We start from the raw sequence: 20614 nt of genomic DNA on the forward strand, positions 1-20614 counted from the left end.
CATGACAAGTGAGGGCACCGGTAACCGCGACCCCTTCGACTTCCCGCGCGAATGGGAGGCCGACGTCCTGCTCTCCGACGGCGGCACGGTGCACCTGCGCCCGGTGATCCCCAGCGACGCCGACGGGCTCGTCGCCTTCCACGGCCGGTTGTCCGAACGCACCCGGTACTTCCGGTACTTCGGCGCCTATCCGCGGATCCCGCAGCGCGACCTCCAACGGTTCTCCGTCGTCGACCACCACGACAGGGTCGCCTTCGTCGCGTTGCTGGGCGACGACATCGTGGCGGTCGGCCGCTACGAACGGCTCGAACACGGGCCGTCGGCCGAGGTCGCGTTCGTCGTCGACGACGCCCACCAGGGCCGCGGGCTCGGGTCGATCCTGCTGGAGCACCTGGCCGCGGCCGCTTCGGAATCCGGGCTCCGCCGCTTCGTCGCCGAGGTGCTCGCCGAGAACGCGGCGATGGTCCGCGTGTTCCGCGACGCGGGCTACCAGGTCAGCCGCGAGATCGAAGAAGGCGTGCTGCACCTGGAGTTCGACATCGACCCGACCGAGGAATCCCTCGCCGTCGCCCGCTCCCGGGAACAGGCCGCCGAGGCCCGCAGCGTGCACAACCTGCTGCACCCGAAATCGGTCGCGGTGATCGGCGCGTCCACCGATCCGACGAAGATCGGCTACGTCGCCCTCACGAACCTGCTGAGCGCCGACTTCGCGGGCACCGTCTACCCGGTCAACCCGGAGCACAAGTCCGTCCGCGGCGTCCACGCCTATCCGTCCGTCGTGGACATCCCCGAAGACGTCGACCTCGCGCTGGTCGCCGTCCCCGCCGAGGCCGTCGAGTCCGTTTTGGACGGTGCGCTGGCCAAGGGGGTCAAGACCCTTCTGATCGTCTCGGGCGGGTTCGCCGAGGCCGGGCCGCACGGGCTGCACGCCGAACTGAGGCTGGTCGGGGAGGCCAGGGCGCACGGCATGCGCGTGGTCGGCCCGAACGCGCTGGGCGTGCTCAACACCGACTCCGCGGTCCGGCTCAACGCCACCCTGGCGCCCCGGCTGCCCGCCCGCGGCCGCACCGGGTTCTTCTGCCAGTCCGGCGCGCTGGGCACCGCGATCCTCGCCGACGCCGAAGCGCGCGGTCTCGGCCTTTCGACGTTCGTTTCGGCGGGGAACCGGGCCGACGTCTCCGGCAACGACCTGCTCCAGTACTGGGAGACCGATCCGGCGACCGATCTCGTCCTGCTGTACCTGGAATCGTTCGGCAACCCGCGCAAGTTCGCCCGGCTCGCCCGGCGGCTGGCGCGGACGAAGCCGGTGGTGGCGGTGAAATCCGGCAGGCACGCCGTCCGCCCGCAACTCGCCGCGACCTCGGCGGAGGTCGACGAGTCCAGTGTCCAGGCGCTGTTCGAGCAGGCGGGCGTCGTCCGCGTCGACACGCTCGCGCAACTCTTCGACACCGCGCTGGTCTTCGCCCATCAGCCGTTGCCGGCCGGGCCGCGGATCGCCATCGTGGGCAACTCCAGCGCCATCGGGCTGCTCGCCGCCGACACCGCGCGGGCGCAAGGCCTCCGGCTGGCCTCGGATCCGGTCGACGTCGGGCCGCAGGCGGGTCCGGAGGAGTTCGCCGCGGCCGTGCGCGAAGCACTCAACTCACCGGAGACCGACGCGCTCGTCGTGGTCTTCGTGCCCCCGCTCGCCATCCCGGGGACCGCCTACGCCCGCGCGTTGCGGGAGGCCGTCGTCGAGATGGACAAGGACAAGCCGATCGTGTCGACCTTCCTGGCCGTCGAGGGCGTGCCGGACGAACTGGCCGTGCTGTCCGAGGACGGCGTGCCGACGCGGGGTTCGGTCCCGTCGTACCCCAGTCCCGAACGCGCGGTGAACGCGCTCGCGCGGGTCGTGCGCTACGCGGCCTGGCGGCAGCGGCCGCAAGGCAATCTGGTGCGGCCCGCGGGACTGCACGCCGAGCAGGCTCAGGCGATCGTCAACGAACTCCTGACGGGCGAGGACGGCAAGACGACCCTGCTTTCCGACGACGACGTGGTCCGGCTCCTGGGCTGCTACGGCATCGACGTCGTCCCTTTCCGGGTCGTGACTTCCGCGGACGAAGCGGTGAAGGAGGCCGAGGACCTGGGATTCCCGGTCACCCTCAAGGCCGTCGACGAGCGGCTGCGCGGCAGGCCGGACCTCGCCGGGGTGCGGCTCGATCTGTCCTCTGTGGACGGAGTGCGCCGGGCGTACCTCGATCTGCGGGAGATCTCCGGCGACGACGACGTCTACGTCCAGCGGATGGCGCCCAAGGGCATCTCGTGCGTGATCGGGCTGCAGGACGACCCGTCGTTCGGCACGCTCGTGTCGTTCGGTCTTTCCGGGCTGGTCAGCACACTGCTGGGCGACCGCGCCTACCGCGCAGTCCCGCTCACCGACGTCGACGCCGCCACGTTGCTGCGCGAGCCGCGGACGTCGCCGCTGCTCACCGGGTACCGCGGCGACGAGCCGGCGGATCTGGCCGCGCTCCAGGACATCGTGCTGCGCGTCGCGGCGCTCGCCGAGGACAACCCCGAGGTCCGCTCGATGACCCTCGACCCGATCCTGGCCTCACCGGACGGCGCCTTCGTCGCCAACGCCCGGATCGTGCTGGGCCCGCCGCCGTCCCGCCCCGACACCGGGCCGCGGCGGCTGCGGCCGATCAACGCCCTTACTTGAGCCCGGGGAGCACTGTCCCGCGAACGGCGCCGATCAGGAATCCCAATCCTGGGGCGAGCGCGCGGCGAAATCCGCGTCGTGGCCGGTGAACTCCGCGATGTCGCCCCGGATCGTGTTGTGGAACGCGGCGACCCGCCCGTCCTGGACGACCATCGTCTGCACCGCGCGTTGCTCCCCGGCGAGGGGGCCCGCCGGGATGGACATCACCGTTTCGGTGTGCACGAGGTCGAGCCCGCCGCCGAGCGGGCGGCTCGACACCTGGCGGAGCTCCAGCCTGCTGCCCCGGTAGATGGTGTCGAAGATCTTCTGGCTTTCGCGGGCGATCGTCGCGCGGCCGCGCTGGATGCGGCCGACGACGTCGACGAAGTCCACGTCCTCGGCGAAGTTCGCGGCCCACGCCTCACCGTCACCGGTGTTCCAGGCGCGTTCCAGCGAAGTGATGATCTCCTCGGTGGTCATCGCTGTCCTCCCTTTGCAACGTCTGTCCCCTGTTTAGCAGGAAGCGGACCGTGGTGTCGCTGCTCCGGTGACCCAGGTTCCTGCCGAAGAACGCGCTCAGTTCGGCTCGCTGGGCCGCGACGCTCCGCGCCGGGTCGATGGTGCCGATGAACGCGGCCGGGGCGTTGCCCAGCTGCGGCAACAAGGTCTGGTAGTCGGTGAAGCTGAAGTGCTCGCCGTCCGGCAGGCGCGTTTCGCGGGTCCAGCCGCGCTGGTTGCGCTGGAACTCCTGCCAGGACGCGTCCGAGGCGGCGCTGTGATTGCCTGCGCTCATCAGCAGGAACGGCCGGTCCAGACCCTCATCGGCGACACGGCCGAAGATCCGCTGCGACTGCGAGTGGGCCATGCTGCCGTCGAGGTCCGCCCCGGCGACGATGCGCCTGTCGGTCACCATCGTCTCGCCAGCGGTGAACCCGCCCGCGGAGTGGCCGAACATGCCGGCCCGGTTCAGGTGGAGCGAGTCGAGGACGAACCGCGTGTCCTGGACGCGGGTCTCGATAACCCTCTTCGACACCTCGATGCTCGAAGGCGGCAGGGCCTTCTTCTCGACGCGGCCACCGGGGAACTCGACCGCTTCCGCTTCGTGGGTGTGGTCGATCGCCACGACGACGTAACCCTCGCTCGCGAGCTGCTCCTGCAGAGTGGTGCCGTGCGACCGGGACAAGGTGCCGCCGGGCGAATACAGCACGACAGGCCGCTTGCCACCCAGTGCCGGCGCCCCGAGCCGCGAATGGGTGGGGAAGCGGTAGTCGATCAGGCTCGCGTCCATGCCCAGTTTGGCGGCGTCGCCTTCGGCCACCACCTTCGCGACTCCTGGTGCCATGTAAGGCGCTTTCGGTTTCCCGCTCCGCAAGGCCGGGTACCGCACGGTGACCATGAGTTCCCGCGTGACGCCGGGAACCCACGGGTCCTGGCGGGAGTGGTCGACCAGATGGAGATCGGTGCTGCCGACCGCGTAAGGCCCGGTCGGCGCGGTCAGGCTCAAGCGGACGGGCGCCGCCGACGCGGACGGCGTGATGAGGACGGCGGGCAGTGCGAGCGCGGTGGCGAGGACGCCGATCCGGCGCAGTGTTCGTGTCATGGCACCGAACTTAGGGAGCGCGCCGGCGCCGGGGCATCAGGAAGATCACCGGTCCCGACCCTGGGATCCCACCCATCCCGGGTGGATCAGGGGCGGGGGTAGCGGACTTCCCATGCCTCGGCGACACCTTCGGCCGCGAGCTCCCGCTTGAGTATCTTGTGCGTCGCCGTCCGCGGCAGTTCCTCGACCACCCGCACGAACCGGGGCCGCTGCTTCGGCCCGAGATCGCCTTGTGCCACCACGAAAGCGGCGAACTCGCCCGCGTCGACCGGCGCCCGGCAGACCAGTGCGGCCATCACCTGGTCGCCCACCCGCGGATCCGGCACGCCGTACACGGCCGCCTCCCGGACCGCCGGATGCCGGAGGAGCGCGCGTTCGATCGGGGCGGTGCCGAGGTTCTCGCCGTCGACGCGGAGCCAGTCGCCGAGCCGCCCGGCGAAGTAGCAGTAGCCGTCCGCGTCGAGATAGGCCAGGTCGCCGGTGTGGTACATCCCGTCGCGCATCCGCTCGGCCTCGGCGGCCGGATCGCCGTAGTACCCGGCGAAGAAGCCCGCTCCGCCGGTGTTGACCAGTTCGCCGACCGCCTCGGCGGCGTTGAGCAGCTTCCCGGCCGCGTCGAATTCCGCCGGGGGACGGGGTTTCCCGGTCTCCGGATCGAGGACGGCGACACCGTCGAGCAGGCGGCCGAGTGAACCGGCCGGGGTGGTGGCGTCCCGGCCGAAGTTCACGCCGCCCTCGGTCGAACCGAACGCGTCGACCACGTGGCAGTCGAACCGCTTGCCGAAAGCGGCGAGGTCGGCTTCCGTGCCTTCGTTGCCGTACACCAGTTTCAGTGGGTTGTCGGCATCGTCGTCCCGCTCGGGTGTGGCGACCACATAGGACAGTGGCTTGCCGACGTAGTTGGCGTAGGTCGCGCCGAACTCCCGGACGTCCGGCAGGAAACCGGAGGCGGAGAACCGGCGCCGCAACGCGATCCCCGCGCCCGCGGCGAGCCCGACCGACCAGCCCGCCATGATGGCGTTGGAGTGGAACATCGGCATCGACACGTACACCGTGTCCCGTGTGGACAGACCGAACCGGCCGGCCAGCATCTCGCCGGGGTACGCGATCTTGCCGTGCGTGCACCGGACGGCCTTCGGGTCGCCGCTGGTTCCCGAGGTGAAGATCAGCATGAGCAGGTCTTCGGGCTTCGCCGCCACGGGAACGACAGCCTCCCGCAGCGGTTCGAGCTCGCTCAACGGCAGCACCGGGACAGCCGTCTCGGACAGCAGCGGAAGGTACTTCTCCTCCGCGAACACCAGTTCGCAATCGGCCAGCGCGACGTCGCGGGCCAGCGCCGCGCCCCGGCGCGTCGGGTTCAGGCCGACCAGCACGTGTCCTGACAACGCCGCGCCGCCGAGCAGGAACGAGAACTCGGGGACGTTGTCCGCCAGCAGCCCGAAATGCCCGCCGGGACGGAGCATCCGGGCGAGCGCGGCCGCGTGACCGGCGCAGGCCCGGACGTGTTCGGCCCAGGACCAGCGCCGGTCTTCGAACAGCAGCCCGGTCGACGGGTCTTCTGCCCGGGCGAGCAGGAGTTCCGTGACCGTGGGCGTCATGCCGGGTCCGCGGCCAGGAGATCGCCGAGGCCCCGCGTCTGCGCGGTCGCCCCGCCGAAGGTGAACTCGAGCCGCTTCGCCGCGACGAAGTACCGGTGCAGCGTGTGGTCGACGTCGATGCCGACCCCGCCGTGGATGTGCACGGCGGTGTGCGCGACACGGTGACCGGCCTCGGCCGCCCAGAACTTCGCCGTCGCGACCTCTTCGGCCGCCGGAAGTCCTTCGCTCAGCCGCCAGGCTGCCTGCCACAACGTCAGCCGGACGGCTTCGACATCGACGTAGGCGTCGGCGAGCCGCTGCCGCACCGCCTGGAAGCTCCCGATGAGGTGGCCGAACTGCTTGCGTTCCCGCGCGTACGCCGCGGTCATTTCCAGCGCCCGTTCGACGACGCCGAGCTGCTGCGCGCAGACCCCGATCGTCCCGCGCAGCCGCAGCCATTCGCCGACGTCGCCCAGCGAGACCGCGGACTTCGCCCCGGACAGTTCGACCAGCGCCGCGTCGGCGTGGTCGACGGTCCGTTGCGGCGAGACGGTCACCGAGTCCCGGTCGAGCAGGAACACCTGACGGCCGCCGTCGAGGGCGGCTTCGACGAGGAAGCCGTGTGCGAAAGCGCCCGAAGGCACCGCGGTCTGCGCGCCGGTCAGCCGCCAGCCGTCGCCGTCGGCCTCGGCGGTGAAGCCGCAGGGCACGCCGTAGTCCGGCAGCGCCACCGCGAGAACGTGGTCGCCGCGCAGCACCGGGACCACCCAGCGCTCGGCGAGCCTGCCGTCCCCGAATTCGGCGACCGCGGCCGCGCCCATCACGACCGAAGTCAGGTAGGGCACCGGCGCGACCGCGCGGCCGATCTCGGCCAGGACGGAACACTGTTCCAGCAGCCCGAACCCGCCACCGCCCACCGACTGCGGCAGGGCGGCGTCGACCACTCCCGCCTGGGCCAGAGCGGTCCATAGTGGAGCGTCGAAGCCGCCGGAACCGTGCGGCCCCAGCACATCGGGGGTGACCTTGTCCGTGAGGATCCGGCGCGTGAGCGACGCGAGATCCTGTTGCGCTTCGGTGAGCGTGAAGTCCATCTGTGCCTCCTAGCGCGTGATGGGCAGGCCGAGGGCGGTCGCGGCGATCATGTCCCGCTGGATCTCGTTGGCGCCGCCGCCGAAGGTGAGGATCAGCGACGACCGGTGCAGCCGTTCGACCCGGCCGCGCAGCAGCGCGCCGGGGGAGCCCTCGCGGACCACGGCGCCCGCGCCGAGGATCTCCATCATCAGCCGGTAGGCCTCGGTCGCGAACTCCGTGCCGAACACCTTGGTCGCCGAAGCCTCGGCGGGGCCGAGATCGCTGCTCGCGGCCGCCCAGGCGATCCGCCAGTTCCGCAGTTTCAGGTACTCCGCGTGGGTGTGGATCCGCGCCAGGTGCAGTCGCACCCACGGCGCGTCGATGACGCGGGAGCCGTCGGGCAGTTTGGTCGTCTGCGCCCAGGTCCGCACTTCACGCAACGAGGTCTGGATCGGGGCGGCCGAGGTCAGCGCGACCCGTTCGTGGTTGAGCTGGTTCGTGATGAGCGGCCAGCCCTCGTTCTCGCCCGCGACCCGGGAGGTCACCGGTACGCGTACGTCGTCGTAGTAGGTCGCGCTCGTGCCCGGTCCGGCGACCGTGCGCACCTTCGTCCAGGAGAAGCCGGGCGCGGACGTCGGCACGATCAGCATGCTCAAGCCCTTGTGCCTGCGGGCGTCCGGGTCGGTGCGGGCGGCCAGCCAGATGTAGTCGGCGTACTCGATCAGGCTCGTCCACATCTTCTGGCCGTTGATCACGTAGTCGTCGCCGTCGCGGACCGCGCGGGTGCGCAGCGCCGCCAGGTCGGTCCCCGCGCCGGGCTCGGAGTAGCCGATCGCGAAATGCAGTTCGCCGGCGGCGATCTTCGGCAGGTAGAACGCCTTCTGCTCTTCGGTGCCGTAGCGCATGATGGTCGGCCCGACGGTGTTCACCGTGAGGAACGGGACGGGCACCCCGGCGGCGGCCGCCTCGTCGGTGAAGATGAGCTGGTCGAGCATCGGCCGGTCCTGCCCGCCGTACTCGCGGGGCCAGCCGATCGCGAGCCAGCCCGAGCTGCCGAGCTCGCGCACGATTTCCTTGTACACCACACTGTCGCCGTACTCGCCGCCGTCGCCGGACAGGGCTTCACGGCGTTCGGGGGTCATCAGTCCGGCGAAGTACTCCCGCAGTTCCCCGGCCAGTGCGCGCTGTTCCGGCGTGTAGTCGATCCGCATCCGTCACCTCTGCCGTCGGTGCTCGTTACTGGTGCCATGGCCGCCCGCGGCGGTAGGGTAGAACCTGTTCTAGTTGTACCAGTGTGGCGGCGAGGAGGGAATATGGAGATCGACGTCGATCGCTCGCTCTGCGAGGCGAACGCGATCTGTGTCGGCTTCGCGCCCGAGGTCTTCGATCTCGACGACGAGGAGGAGCTGGTCTTCGCGTCCGGCGAAGTTCCGGCAAATCAAGTAGAACGTGTTACTCAAGCTGTGGCGAGCTGTCCGAAGAATGCGCTGCTCATACGTGGTTAGCACCGTTTATTTAGGTCTTGCACGGAGCAAGAACAGATTCTAGTGTGTGCGGAGAGGCAAGGAGGCCCGGAGTGAGTTTGGACGGCAAGACGGCCATCGTGACCGGCGCCGGCGCGGGACTCGGCCGGGCCGAGGCGCTGGCGCTGGCCGCGGCGGGTGCCTCGGTGGTGGTCAACGACGTCTCGACGGCCGCGCAGGTGGTGGCCGACGAGATCGAGGCCGAGGGCGGCAAGGCCGTCGCGGTCACCGGCGACGTGTCGGAGTCCTCGACCGCGGACGCGCTGCTCACCGCCGCCGTCGACCATTTCGGCGGACTCCACGTCCTGGTCAACAACGCGGGCGTCCTGCGCGACCGGATGCTGTTCTCGATGTCCGACGAGGAATGGGACACCGTGCTCGGCGTGCACCTGCGCGGGCACTTCCTGCTTTCCCGCAACGCGGGGGCGTACTGGCGTGACAAGTCCAAAGTGGACGGAGCTCCGGTGTACGGCAGGGTGGTCAACACCGCGTCGGAGTCCTTCCTGCTCGGTGCCCCCGGCCAGCCGAACTACGGCGCGGCCAAGGCGGGCATCGCCGCGCTCACCGTCTCCACCGCGCGCGGCCTCTCCCGCTACGGCGTCCGCGCCAACGCGATCTGCCCGCGCGCCCGCACCGCGATGACCGAAGGGGTCTTCGGGGCCGACGCGCCGGAAGGGGTCGACCCGCTTTCGGTCGACCACGTGGCGCCGTTCGTGTCCTTCCTCTGCTCGCCCGAGTCCGACCGGGTCAACGGCCAGGTGTTCCTCGTCTACGGCGGGATGGTCGCGCTCATGCGGCCGCCGTCGGTGGAGCAGCGGTTCGACACCGTCAACGGCACCTGGACCACCGAAGAACTCGCCACGAGCGTGGGCGGCTACTTCGCCGACCGAGACCCGGAACGCATGTTCTCCGCGTCCGAAATCATGTCGCTGCCGTGAATCAGAGGAGATGACGATGGGCAGGCTCGACGGCAAGGTGGCCCTGATCACCGGCGGTGCCCGTGGCCAGGGTGAGGCGGCCGCGCGGCTGTTCGTCGCCGAGGGCGCGCGGGTGGTGATCGCCGACATCAACGACCTCGACGGCAAAAAACTCGCCGCGGATCTCGGCGAGGCCGCCGTCTACCAGCATCTCGACGTCGGCGACGAGGCCGAGTGGGACGCCGCGATCGAGCGCACGGTCTCCGAGTTCGGTCCGCCGACGGTGCTGGTCAACAACGCGGGCATCCTGCATTTCTCGGAACTCGGGAAGACCACGCTGGCCGACTACGAACGCGTCATCCGGGTCAATCAGATCGGGGCGTTTCTCGGGATGCGTTCGGTCGTTGAACCGATGACCGGGGCCGGAGGCGGCTCCATCGTCAACGTGTCCTCTGTGGAAGGACTCGCCGGGATGCCGTTCCTCGTCGCCTACACCGCGAGCAAGTTCGCGATCCGCGGGATGACCAAGGTCGCGGCGCTCGAACTCGGCGCGAAGAACATCCGGGTCAATTCGGTCCATCCCGGCGCGATCGACACGCCGATGGTCGCCGCGGCGGCGGGCGGGCAGAAGATCGACATGTCGTGGGTCGGCAAGAAGGTCGCCTTGGGCCGCGTCGGGCAGCCGGAAGACATCGCGAAACTCGTGTTGTTCCTGGCCAGTGACGAAAGTTCGTACAGCACGGGCTCGGAATTCGTCGCCGACGGCGGCGCGACGGCGACGCACGCACTCAAGTTCTAGCGCGGAGGTGCCGAGAGCAAAGTGAACACCGCTGACGCACTGGGGCGTTGACAGGTGGAGTAAGACTCGGGGCAGGCTACTGGGAGGTTCTGTGGGAGCGTCGGTGTCCGTCCCGGGTATGGGTGCGCTCACACAGGTCGGCAGGCTCGCGACCTTGTCGTGGGAGGTCCTGCGCGCGATCTTCAAACGCCCGTTCCAGTTCCGCGAATGGATCCAGCAGTGCTGGTTCTTCGCCAGCGTCACCATCCTGCCGACGGCCCTGGTGGCGATCCCGTTCGGCGCGGTCATCGCGCTGCAACTCGGATCGCTGACGCAGCAGATCGGCGCGCAGTCGTTCACCGGCGCGGCGAGCGCGCTCGCGATCGTGCAGCAGGCCAGCCCGCTCATCACCGCGCTGCTGGTGGCGGGCGCGGGCGGCAGCGCGGTCTGCGCCGACATCGGCGCCCGCAAGATCCGCGAAGAGATCGACGCGATGGAGGTGCTCGGGGTCAACCCGATCCAGCGCCTGATCGTGCCCCGCGTCCTGGCCGCGATCGTGGTTTCGGTGCTGCTGAACGGTTTGGTCAGTGTCGTCGGGGTGCTCGGCGGCTACTTCTTCAACGTCGTCATGCAGGGCGGCACCCCGGGCGCGTACCTCGCCAGCTTCAACGCGCTCGCGCAGGTGCCGGACCTGTGGATCAGCGAGATCAAGGCGCTGCTCTACGGCTTCGTCGCCGGGGTGGTCGCGGCCTTCCGCGGGCTGAACCCGGCGGGCGGGCCGAAGGGCGTCGGCGACGCGGTGAACCAGGCCGTGGTCATCACCTTCCTGCTGCTGTTCCTGATCAACGTCGTGCTGACGGCGATCTACCTGCGGATCGTGCCGCCGAAGGCGATGTGACATGGCAGCCGAACCCGCTGTTTCGGACCGGACCCTGGAGATCATCGCGCGTCCCGGCGCGATGCTGGAGGGCTTCGGGGGGCAACTGTCCTTCTACTTCCGTGCGCTGGCATGGACGCCGCGCACGATCCGGCGCTACGGCCGTGAGGTCTTCCGCCTGCTGACCGAAGTCAGCTTCGGCACCGGCGCGCTCGCGGTGATCGGCGGGACGCTCGGCGTGATGATCGGGATGACGCTGTTCACCGGTCTCATCGTCGGCCTGCAGGGCTATTCGGCGCTGAACCAGCTCGGCACCGCCGCGCTGACCGGCTTCATCTCGGCCTACTTCAACACCCGCGAGGTCGCGCCGCTTTCGGCCGGGCTCGCGCTTTCGGCCACCGTCGGCTGCGGCTTCACCGCGCAACTCGGCGCGATGCGGATCTCCGAGGAGATCGACGCGCTCGAGGTGATGGGCGTGCCGAGCATGCCCTACCTCGTGACGACACGGGTGATCGCCGGCGTCACCGCGGTCATCCCGCTCTACGCCGTCGGCCTGCTCTCGTCCTATCTCGCCTCGCGGCAGATCACCATCTGGCTCTACGGCCAGTCCGCGGGCACCTACGACCACTACTTCACGCTGTTCCTGCCGCCCGAGGACGTCCTGTGGTCGTTCCTCAAGGTGATCATCTTCAGCGTGCTCGTCATCCTGTCCCATTGCTACTACGGCTACACCGCCAGCGGTGGGCCCGCCGGGGTCGGGGTCGCGGTCGGCCGCGCGGTGCGGACGGCGATCGTGCTGATCTCGGTGCTCGACTTCTTCCTGAGCCTCGCGATCTGGGGCGCCACGACGACGGTGAGGATTTCCGGGTGAACAGGGGGACACTGCTGCAGCGGCTCCGGCACCAGGTGCTCGGGCTGATCTTCCTCGTGGTGGTCGTGCTGTTCTTCGTCACCACCATCGCCTTCTACCAGAAGGCCTTCACCACGGTGACCCTGGTGAAACTGGAGACCGACCGCATCGGCAACCAGATGCGCGAGGGCGCGGACGTCAAGGTACGCGGGATGGTCGTCGGCGAGGTGCGGACGATCCGGGCCCACGGCGATCGCGCGACGATGGACCTGGCGCTGCAGCCGGACAAGACGTCGGTCATCCCGTCGAACGTGTCCGCGCGGCTGCTGCCGAAGACGTTGTTCGGTGAGCGGTATGTCGCTTTGCAGATTCCGGAAAGGCCGGAGCGGCACATCGGCGAGGGCGACGTCATCCCGCAGGACCGCAGCAGCAGCGCGATCGAGCTGGAAACCGTGCTCGGCAACGTGATGCCGCTGCTGCAGGCCGTCCAGCCGGAGAAGATGGCCAGTACGCTCAACGCCGTCGCGTCCGCTTTGGACGGTCAGGGCAAGCAGCTCGGCTCGACGCTGGCGGGGCTTTCGGACTATCTCGGGAAGGTGAACCCGTCGCTGCCCGATCTCAAGGCCGACATCACCGGACTGGCCGATGCCGCCGAGATCTACGACAAGGCCGCGCCGGATCTGCTGGCCGCGCTGTCGGATCTGACCACCACGAGCAAGACCCTGGTCGAGAGCCAGCGCGGTCTCGCCGACGTCTACTCGACGGTGACCGCGGCGTCGCTCGACCTGACGAGCTTCCTGAAGGTGAACCAGGACAACCTGATCCGCCTCACCACCAGCCTCCAGCCCACTTTGGACGTCCTCGCGAAGTACGCGCCGGAGTACCCCTGCCTGCTCAAGCAGCTGGCCGGATCGGTGCCCCGCGCGGAACTCGCGTTCGGCAAGGGCACCGCGCATCCCGAGGTCAGCCGGGTGACGATCGAGTTCACGCCGAGCCGCGGCAAGTACCTGCCCGGCGTCGACGAGCCGAAGTACAACGACAAACGCGGCCCCCGCTGCTATCCGGAGGTCCCGCCGCCGGGACGCTGGCCGCAGTACCCGCCGGACGGCGCGATCGACGACGGGTCCTCGAAACCCGCGCCGCCACGTGATCCCGACGGCACCCTGCCTTCCGGTGGGAGCGCGGGCGGTTCGGTGGTGAACACGCCGGACGAGCAACGGCTGATCGACCTGCTCGTGTCGCCGGCGATGGGGACGACGCCGGACCGGGTGCCGAACTGGGGCAGCCTGCTGGTGGGGCCGCTGTACCGGGGCGCGGAGGTGGAACTGCGATGAGGACCACGTCAGCCAGGAGCGGGCTGAAGGGGCCCTTCGCCGCATGCGACGCGGTGAAGGGAGCTTTCACCGCGTGTGATGCGGGGAAAGCGTCCTTCAGGCCCCGGGCCGTACGAGGCGGGAGGGCGGTCAGGTGAGGTCCTTCGTGCCGGATCTGATCAAGATCCTCGTCTTCGCCGTGGTCACCGTGCTGCTCACCGCGATCCTCGGCGCCACCATCGCGAACACCAACTTCGGCGAGACCTCGGGCTACACGGCCAAGTTCACCGACGCGTCCGGGCTCAAGGAGGGCGACGACGTCCGCATCGTCGGCGTGAAGGTCGGACAGGTCGGCGCGATCGAAGTCGAGGAGGGCGAGAAGAACTTCGCCCAGGTCCACTTCGACGTCCAGACCACGCACCGGCTGCCCGCCTCGGTGACCGCGACCATCAAGTACCGCAACCTGGTCGGGCAGCGGTACCTCTCGCTCGGCACGGACATCGGGGACGAGAAGTCGTTGCCGCGCGGCGGGATCATCCCGCCCGAGCGCACCAAACCGGCGCTGAACCTGACCGTGCTCTTCAACGGGTTCAAACCGCTCTTCCGCGCGCTGAACCCCGAGGACGTCAACAAGCTCTCCTACGAGATCATCCAGGTCTTCCAGGGCGAGGGCGGCACGATCACCAGCCTGCTCGCGCACACCGCGTCGGTCACGTCGGCCATCGCGGGCAAGGACAAGATCATCGGTGACGTCATCGCGAACCTCAACACGGTGCTCGGCACGGTCGAGAAGCGCTCGCCGCAGCTGGGCGAGCTGATCGACCAGACCCAGCGGCTGGTCACCGGGCTCGCCGAGCAGCGGCAGCCGATCGGAGAGGCGGTCACGGCGCTGGGCGACCTCACCGTCGCCACGACGGGCCTGCTCGCCGACGCCCGGCCCGCGCTCAAGGACGACGTCGTCCAGCTCGGGGCCCTGTCGCAGAACCTCGGCGACTCCGAACAGCTGCTCGACCATCTGCTGCAGGTGCTGCCGGGCAACCTGCAGAAGTTCACCAGGACGCTGAGCTACGGCAGCTGGTTCAACTACTACCTGTGCGGGATCTCCGGCAGCATCGGCATCAAGTCGCTCAACATCGAACTGCCGATCACGCCGCTGCCCGGCACGCAGCGACCGGAGAGGTGCGGGCCGTGAAGCCGCTGAAGCAACGCAACCAGGCCGCGGTCGGGGCGGTGACGCTCATCCTGATCGTGCTGATCACGGCGACGACGTACTTCTCCGACCGGATCCCGTTGTTCGGCAGCGGGACGACGTACGCGGCGTATTTCGGCGAATCGGCCGGATTGGCGCCGGACAACGAGGTCCAGATCGCCGGGGTCAAGGTCGGCCAGGTCAGCTCGGTGGAACTGGCGGGCAAGAAGGTGCTGGTGAAGTTCCGGGTCAAGGACGCCAGAGTCGGCGACGCGACCTCGGCGTCGATCGAGATCAAGACGCTGCTGGGTGAGAAGTTCCTCGCGCTGGCGCCGAAGGGCAAGGCGAGCCAGGATCCGAACGCCACCATCGGGCTCGACCGCACGCGGACGCCGTTCGAACTGCAGGACGCGTTCCAGCAGCTCTCGGGCACGGTCGGCGAGATCGACACCGCGCAGCTGGCGTCGAGTTTCACCGTCCTGTCCGACGCGCTCAAGGACAGCCCGCAATACCTGAAGGACGCGCTGGGCGGGCTTTCCTCCCTGTCCAAGACGGTTTCCTCGCGCGACGGTGACTTGAAGACGTTGCTGGCCAACACGAGCAAGGTGTCCAAGACGCTGTCCGATCGCAACGCCCAGCTGAAGCGGATCCTCGACGACGGCAACCTCCTGCTCGCCGAACTGCAGAACCGGAAGGACGCGATCAGTACGTTGCTCAAGGGCACGCAACAGGTTTCCGCCCAGCTGTCCGGTCTCGTCGCCGACAACCGGCAGCAGTTGAAGCCGACGCTGGAGAAACTCGGGAAGGTCACCGACATCCTGCAGCGCAACCAGGACAACCTCAGCCGCAGCCTCGCGCTGATGGCGCCGTTCGCGCGCGTCGGCGCCAACGCGACCGGCAACGGGCGCTGGTTCGAAGGCTACCTGTGCGGGCTGCTGCCGCCGACGATCATCGCGGGCGCGTTCCAGGTCAACCCGGAGGGCTGCACCCCGCCGATCGCGGCGCCGAACCAGGGGGTGGGCGGACGATGACCATCCACACCCGCACCGGGCGCACCGTCTACACCTGGGTCGCGTTCGCCTGTGTCCTCGTGCTGATCGTGACAGCCGGTCTGTGGCTGGTGTTCAAGGAGCCCGGCGGGACCAGGATCAGCGCCTACTTCGGGAAGACCGTCGGGCTCTACGCGGGATCGTCGGTCCGGGTGCTCGGGGTGAAGGTCGGCGAGATCACCGGCGTGACGCCGCAGGGCGAAGCGGTCCGGGTCGACATGCGGATCGACGACGGCACCCCGATCCCGGCCGACGCGGGAGCCGTCGTCGTCTCGCCGAGCCTGGTGAGCGACCGGTACGTCCAGCTGACCCCGGCGTACGAGAGCGGCCCCGAAATGGCCGCGGACACGGTGATCGCCAAGGAGAAGACGGCGACACCGGCCGAACTCGACGACCTCTACACGAGCCTCGACAAACTCTCGACGAGCCTGGGACCCAACGGCGCCAACAAGAACGGCGCGCTGTCCGACGTGCTCGACACCGCCGCGGCGAACCTCGACGGCAACGGGAAGAACCTCAACACGACGGTGACGAGGCTGTCCGAACTGGCCAAGACGCTGGACGGGTCCAAGGGCGATCTGTTCACCACTGTGCAGAACTTGAACTCCTTCACCGGCGCGCTCGCCGACAGCGACAAACAGCTCAACGAGTTCTACCGCCGGGCCGCCGACGTGAGCGGGTTCCTGGCCGCGGACTCCGCCGACGTCGGCGCCGCGCTGAGCTCACTGGCGACGGCGATGGGCGACGTCGAGAAGTTCGTCGCGGAGAACAAGGACCTGCTCTCGTCCAATGTGGACAAACTGGCCGGGCTGACGAAGGTGCTCGTGGACCAGCGGGCCTCGCTCGCCGAGGTGATCGACATCGCGCCGACCGGGGCGACCAACTTCATCAACTCCTACGACGCGGCGTCCGGCACGATCGCGGTGCGGGACAACCTGAACGAACTGACGCATCCGCCGATCCTGACCGTCTGCCGCCTGATCAGCGCGAGCACGCCCAAGCCGATCCCGGACGCGCTGGGCGGTATCTGCAAGCAGCTCGCGCCGATCCTCGACGGCACCCTGAAACTCCCGTCCGTCCCGCAGGTCTTGGCCTCGCTGCAGAGCGGTGAACTGCCGCCGCTGCCGCTCCCGCTGATCGACGTCATGAGCAAGGGGCTCCCGAAATGAGGCGGCAGCGGCAGAAGATCGCGGGGGTGATGGCGGGCGTCCTGGTGCTGGCCGGCTGCAGCGACGGCGGTTTCTCTGGGCTGTACAACACCCCGCTGCCGGGTGGCGCCGACCTCGGTGACCATCCGTACCGGCTCTCCGCGCAGTTCTCCGACGTGCTCGACCTCGTTCCGCAGGCGAGCGTGAAGGTCAACGACGTCCCGGTCGGCAGGGTCGAGAAGATCGACCTCGCGCCGGACACCCGCTCGGCGTGGGTGAGCATGGTCGTCAACGGCGACATCGCGCTCCCCGCGAACGCGCGTGCCGAGCTCCGGCAGTCGAGCCTGCTGGGGGAGAAGTTCGTCGACCTGCACGCCCCCGAAAAGCCGGAAGGAGCGCTCGCCGAGGGCGCGAAGATCCCACTGGACCGCACGAACCGCAACCCCGAGGTCGAAGAGGTCCTCGGCGCGCTTTCCCTGCTGCTCAACGGTGGCGGGGTCGAGCAGATCCAGAAGATCAGCCACGAGCTGAACGAGGCGCTCACCGGGAACGAGGCCGAGGTCCGCGCGCTGCTGTCCCAAGTGGACACGCTGGCCACCGAACTCGACGGGCACAAGGGCGAGATCCTGCGGGCCATCGACGGCCTCGACAAGCTGTCCAAAACCCTGGTCGGCCAGACGCAGAACCTCACGAACGCACTCGACAACCTCTCGCCGGGGCTCAAGGTCGTGACCGAGCAACGGGATCAGCTCGTCGGCATGCTCCAGTCGCTGAACACACTGTCCGGGGTCGCGACCGACACGATCAACGCCAGCAAGGACTCGCTGGTGGCGAATCTCCGCGCGTTGCAGCCGACGTTGAAGAAGCTCTCCGAGGCGGGCCAGGACCTGCCGACCGCGCTGCGGATCCTGCTCACGTATCCGTTCCCGGACTACGCGGGCAACGTGATCAAGGGCGACTACGCGAACGTGGAAGCCAAGATCGACCTGAACCTGGACACGTTCCTGGAGAACATGAACAACTCGTCGCAGCCGATCATCCAGCTGCCGGGGAGCCAGGGCACCGGCACTCCCGGCGCGATCCCGTTCAACAACGGCGCCGCGCCGCCCGTGCTGCCGCTGCCCACCGGCGATCTGCCGCAAGCTCCCCGGACGCCGCAAGGGGACGTGCTGGGCGGCGTCCTCGGCGGGCTCCTCGGGCCGATCCTGGGAGGTGGCCGGTGATCACGCGCAAGACCAAGATCCAGCTCGCGGTGTTCGTCGTCATCGCGGTGGTGTCGGTCGTCTACGCGGGCGGCAAGTACGCCGGGCTGGACCGGCTGTTCGGCACCCGCGGCTATCTCGTCACCGCGCAGCTCGTGGACTCCGGCGGGATCTTCGTCAACGCCGAGGTCTCCTATCGCGGCGTCGCGGTCGGCAAGGTCGCCTCGATGACGCTCACCGAGCACGGCATCGACCTCGGCCTCGACATCGATTCGGGGGCCCCGAAGATCCCCGCGGACACGAAGGCCGCGGTCGCGAACCGGTCGGCGGTGGGGGAGCAGTACGTCGATCTGCTTCCCATGCACGAAAACGGGCCGTACCTCGCGCAGGGGTCGGTCATCAAGCGGGACAAGACGTCGATCCCGCTCGCGCCGGACACCGTGCTGTCCAATTTGGACAAACTGGTGTCGAGCGTGAAGCCCGAATCGCTCAAGACCGTCGTCGACGAGACCTACGAGGCGTTCGCCGACGCCGGCCCGGATCTGCGGCAACTGCTGGACAGCACCGGTTCCCTCACCGCGACGGCGACGCAATACCTGCCCGACACCCAGGGCCTGCTGGCCAACTCGCGGACGGTGCTGGACACCCAGCGGCGCCAGCGCGACAACATCACGAAGTTCTCCAGCGGGCTCAAGACGATCGCCGCGCAGCTGAAGACGTCCGACCCGGATCTGCGGCGCGTGATCGACGAAGCGCCCAAACTGAGCCGCCAGATCAGCGACGTGCTGGCGGTTTCGGGGACCGACCTCGGGGTGCTGTTCGCGAACACGCTCACCACCGCCCAGATCACCTCCGCCCGCACCGACGCGATCGAGGAACTCCTCGTCGCGTATCCGATCATCTCGGCGTTCTCGCGGTCGACGTCGCCGGACGGCACGGGGCACCTCGGCGTCGTGTTCAACTTCTTCGACCCGGTCTCGTGCACGAAGGGCTACGAGGGCACGAAACAGCGTCCTGCCAACGACACCACCGAAGCGCCGGTGAACACCCAGGCGTACTGCGCCGAGCCGCCGGGGAGCCCGACAGGCGTGCGAGGCTCGCAGAACGCGCCCTATGCCGGGAAGCCGCCCGCGGTACCGGAGCGGCCGAAGCAGACCCCTCAGGCGGCGGAATCCGCGCAGCTGCCCGGCGTGCTGAGCCTGCTCAGCGGGTCCGGTCCGGGCGGGCTGGGCGCGCTGCTGGGCGGCAAGTGATGCTCACCCGCGCACTGACCGTCGTCGCCGCGCTGGCGGTCCTCGCGGCCGCCTGGTTCGGCTGGTCGTGGTGGAGCGCCGCGGGGGACGACGGCCTGGCCCGCGGCCGGGAACGGGAGGCCGTCCTCGCCGCCGCGTCGGGCCAGCTGGAAGTGCTCAACACGATCGACTACCGCACGGGCGCCCAGGACGTCGACCGCTGGCTCGGCGTCACCACCGGACGGCTCGGCAAGGACCTCACCGGCGACCGGCAGACCCAGATCGACCGGGCGAACACCGGCAAGACCGTCGCGACCGCGAAGCTCAAGCAGGCCGCGGTCACCGAACTCGACGCCGTCGCCGGGACGGCGCGGCTGATGGCGGTGCTGGACGTGAAGGTCAGCACCGGCGGCGGATCGGCCGCGCCCAAGGTGAGCAGGCTGACCGTGGACTACCAGCGCGTCGAAGACGGCTGGAAGGTCAGCGCGGTACAGGCGGCGGGTTCATGACCGGGCGTACGCAGCGGATCCTCGTCGCGATCATCGTGCTGGCCGTCGGCTGCGCGGTGTGGTTCGGCTTCCAGGCGTCCTCGCTCGGTTCGGACGGCAACGCGGCGCTGGTGGACCAGGCCGCCACGGCCGAGGTCGCGGACCAGGTCGGCGCCGGGGTGAAGGCCGTTTTCTCCTACGACTACAGCAACCTCGTGCGGACCGAGCGGGCCGCCGCCGACGTGCTGACCGGCGAGGCGACCGGGCAGTACCGGGACCAGTTCGCTTCGGCACGCAAGCGGGCCGAAGAACAGAAGCTGGTGCGCACGACGACGGTTCGTTCGCTCGGTGTCCGGTCCTTGCGCGGCGACCAGGCGGAAGTGCTGTTGTTCCTCGACCAGCAGACGATCGCCGCGGGCGGGGGCGCTCCGCAGTCGTCGGTCTCCCAGCTTTCGGTCACCGCTGTCCGGATCGACGGCCGGTGGAAGATCTCACAGCTGACCGCGCTGTGATCACGAGATCCGCTTCATGTTCGCGCTGGTGATGGCACCGTTGGAAACGGTGTAAGAACCGGAAAAAGTGCGTAGCGAACCATCGGTCTGCCGGGCCGAAAGATCGACGTACACGGTGTTGCCGCTCACGCTCGTCACGGTGAGAGCGGCCCACGAAGTCGTCGCGTATCCCTTGGCGTAGGAGGCGAGAGTGCCGCCTTTGGCCAGCTTTTGCCCGCCGAGACTCCACGCGGTGGAGAAATCACCCCGGTTGATCGCGTCGTAGTAGGCGATCACCGTCTGTGCCACCGGAATCGCGGGCGCGGGTGCGGGTGCGGGATAGATCGTCCGTGTCGTCGGTGGCGCGGCATAAACCGTCTGTGGCGGGGCCGCGACCACCGGTGGCTGTACCACGATCGTGCTCGTGGGAGCGGCCAGTGCGACGACGGGAGTCGCCGTGCCCTGATTCGGTGTCGCGCACGCGGCCAGTCCGCCCGCGGCCATTATCGTCAAAGCCGCCCAGTTCTTCGCTCTCATTGCCAGGCCCCTCGTTTCTCGTCTTTTCGTTCGTATTACCCGAGAATGCGAGAAAAGCGCCCGGCTCACTAGAGGACTTGTCCCTGTTACCGATA

Annotated in this window: 20 protein-coding genes; 14 read left to right on the forward strand and 6 right to left on the reverse strand. The window is 69.1% G+C overall.

The annotated features are described in order from the left end of the window. The first annotated feature begins 1 nt into the window (after window position 1). Window positions 2-2698, forward strand: a complete 2697-nt coding sequence (locus ACLJRM_RS14395; protein WP_410663215.1) for a GNAT family N-acetyltransferase — start codon at window positions 2-4, stop codon at window positions 2696-2698. 33 nt (window positions 2699-2731) lie between these two features. On the opposite strand, the gene ACLJRM_RS14400 is transcribed toward ACLJRM_RS14395, so the two are convergent. From ACLJRM_RS14400 to ACLJRM_RS14420, 5 genes are all read right to left on the reverse strand, one after another. Next, window positions 2732-3157 (reverse strand): SgcJ/EcaC family oxidoreductase, encoded by a 426-nt coding sequence (locus ACLJRM_RS14400; protein WP_101606431.1) that lies wholly within the window; start codon window positions 3155-3157, stop codon window positions 2732-2734. Further along, window positions 3105-4277, reverse strand: a complete 1173-nt coding sequence (locus tag ACLJRM_RS14405; protein ID WP_410663216.1) for an alpha/beta hydrolase family protein — start codon at window positions 4275-4277, stop codon at window positions 3105-3107. Before ACLJRM_RS14405 ends, ACLJRM_RS14400 begins: the two co-directional genes overlap by 53 nt. Window positions 4278-4363: 86 nt before the next feature. Continuing rightward, on the reverse strand, window positions 4364-5875 hold the full coding sequence (locus ACLJRM_RS14410) for a long-chain-fatty-acid--CoA ligase (RefSeq protein WP_410663217.1): 1512 nt from the start codon (window positions 5873-5875) through the stop codon (window positions 4364-4366). Further along, the gene (locus ACLJRM_RS14415) at window positions 5872-6945 is read right to left on the reverse strand and encodes an acyl-CoA dehydrogenase family protein (protein WP_410663218.1); all 1074 of its coding nucleotides are present in this window, start codon (window positions 6943-6945) and stop codon (window positions 5872-5874) included. The genes ACLJRM_RS14410 and ACLJRM_RS14415 overlap by 4 nt, the downstream gene beginning before the upstream one ends. Window positions 6946-6954: 9 nt before the next feature. Further along, a complete protein-coding gene (locus ACLJRM_RS14420) occupies window positions 6955-8136 on the reverse strand; it encodes an acyl-CoA dehydrogenase family protein (RefSeq protein ID WP_101606434.1) in 1182 nt (393 codons plus the stop codon). A gap of 102 nt (window positions 8137-8238) precedes the next feature. Between ACLJRM_RS14420 and ACLJRM_RS14425 the strand changes: the two genes are divergently transcribed. The 13 genes from ACLJRM_RS14425 (at window position 8239) to ACLJRM_RS14485 (ending at window position 20003) form a co-directional block, all read left to right on the forward strand. After that, window positions 8239-8430, forward strand: coding sequence for a ferredoxin (locus tag ACLJRM_RS14425; RefSeq protein WP_410663219.1), 192 nt, complete (start codon window positions 8239-8241; stop codon window positions 8428-8430). 71 nt (window positions 8431-8501) lie between these two features. After that, the gene (locus ACLJRM_RS14430; RefSeq protein ID WP_410663220.1) at window positions 8502-9386 is read left to right on the forward strand and encodes a 3-oxoacyl-ACP reductase; all 885 of its coding nucleotides are present in this window, start codon (window positions 8502-8504) and stop codon (window positions 9384-9386) included. A gap of 16 nt (window positions 9387-9402) precedes the next feature. Beyond that, window positions 9403-10164 (forward strand): glucose 1-dehydrogenase, encoded by a 762-nt coding sequence (locus ACLJRM_RS14435; RefSeq protein ID WP_410602205.1) that lies wholly within the window; start codon window positions 9403-9405, stop codon window positions 10162-10164. 118 nt (window positions 10165-10282) lie between these two features. Next, window positions 10283-11041 (forward strand): MlaE family ABC transporter permease, encoded by a 759-nt coding sequence (locus ACLJRM_RS14440; protein WP_101606438.1) that lies wholly within the window; start codon window positions 10283-10285, stop codon window positions 11039-11041. Between the two features lies 1 nt (window position 11042). Next, on the forward strand, window positions 11043-11891 hold the full coding sequence (locus ACLJRM_RS14445) for an MlaE family ABC transporter permease (protein WP_101606439.1): 849 nt from the start codon (window positions 11043-11045) through the stop codon (window positions 11889-11891). Continuing rightward, window positions 11888-13204, forward strand: coding sequence for an MCE family protein (locus tag ACLJRM_RS14450; RefSeq protein ID WP_101606440.1), 1317 nt, complete (start codon window positions 11888-11890; stop codon window positions 13202-13204). The genes ACLJRM_RS14445 and ACLJRM_RS14450 overlap by 4 nt, the downstream gene beginning before the upstream one ends. A gap of 133 nt (window positions 13205-13337) precedes the next feature. Beyond that, window positions 13338-14375, forward strand: a complete 1038-nt coding sequence (locus ACLJRM_RS14455; RefSeq protein ID WP_101606441.1) for an MCE family protein — start codon at window positions 13338-13340, stop codon at window positions 14373-14375. Further along, window positions 14372-15403, forward strand: coding sequence for an MCE family protein (locus ACLJRM_RS14460; protein ID WP_410663221.1), 1032 nt, complete (start codon window positions 14372-14374; stop codon window positions 15401-15403). The genes ACLJRM_RS14455 and ACLJRM_RS14460 overlap by 4 nt, the downstream gene beginning before the upstream one ends. Then, entirely contained in the window at window positions 15400-16590 is a 1191-nt protein-coding gene (locus ACLJRM_RS14465; RefSeq protein ID WP_410663222.1) for an MCE family protein, read from the forward strand. The genes ACLJRM_RS14460 and ACLJRM_RS14465 overlap by 4 nt, the downstream gene beginning before the upstream one ends. Then, the gene (locus ACLJRM_RS14470; protein ID WP_410663223.1) at window positions 16587-17792 is read left to right on the forward strand and encodes an MCE family protein; all 1206 of its coding nucleotides are present in this window, start codon (window positions 16587-16589) and stop codon (window positions 17790-17792) included. The genes ACLJRM_RS14465 and ACLJRM_RS14470 overlap by 4 nt, the downstream gene beginning before the upstream one ends. Further along, a complete protein-coding gene (locus ACLJRM_RS14475) occupies window positions 17789-19024 on the forward strand; it encodes an MCE family protein (RefSeq protein ID WP_410663224.1) in 1236 nt (411 codons plus the stop codon). The genes ACLJRM_RS14470 and ACLJRM_RS14475 overlap by 4 nt, the downstream gene beginning before the upstream one ends. Next, on the forward strand, window positions 19024-19512 hold the full coding sequence (locus tag ACLJRM_RS14480) for a hypothetical protein (protein WP_101606445.1): 489 nt from the start codon (window positions 19024-19026) through the stop codon (window positions 19510-19512). Before ACLJRM_RS14475 ends, ACLJRM_RS14480 begins: the two co-directional genes overlap by 1 nt. Then, on the forward strand, window positions 19509-20003 hold the full coding sequence (locus tag ACLJRM_RS14485) for a hypothetical protein (RefSeq protein WP_101606446.1): 495 nt from the start codon (window positions 19509-19511) through the stop codon (window positions 20001-20003). Before ACLJRM_RS14480 ends, ACLJRM_RS14485 begins: the two co-directional genes overlap by 4 nt. On the opposite strand, the gene ACLJRM_RS14490 is transcribed toward ACLJRM_RS14485, so the two are convergent. Then, the gene (locus ACLJRM_RS14490; RefSeq protein ID WP_410663225.1) at window positions 20004-20519 is read right to left on the reverse strand and encodes a hypothetical protein; all 516 of its coding nucleotides are present in this window, start codon (window positions 20517-20519) and stop codon (window positions 20004-20006) included. Window positions 20520-20614 lie beyond the last annotated feature (95 nt).

The sequence above is a fragment of the Amycolatopsis sp. lyj-84 genome (assembly GCF_046549075.1).
Lineage (GTDB): Bacteria > Actinomycetota > Actinomycetes > Mycobacteriales > Pseudonocardiaceae > Amycolatopsis.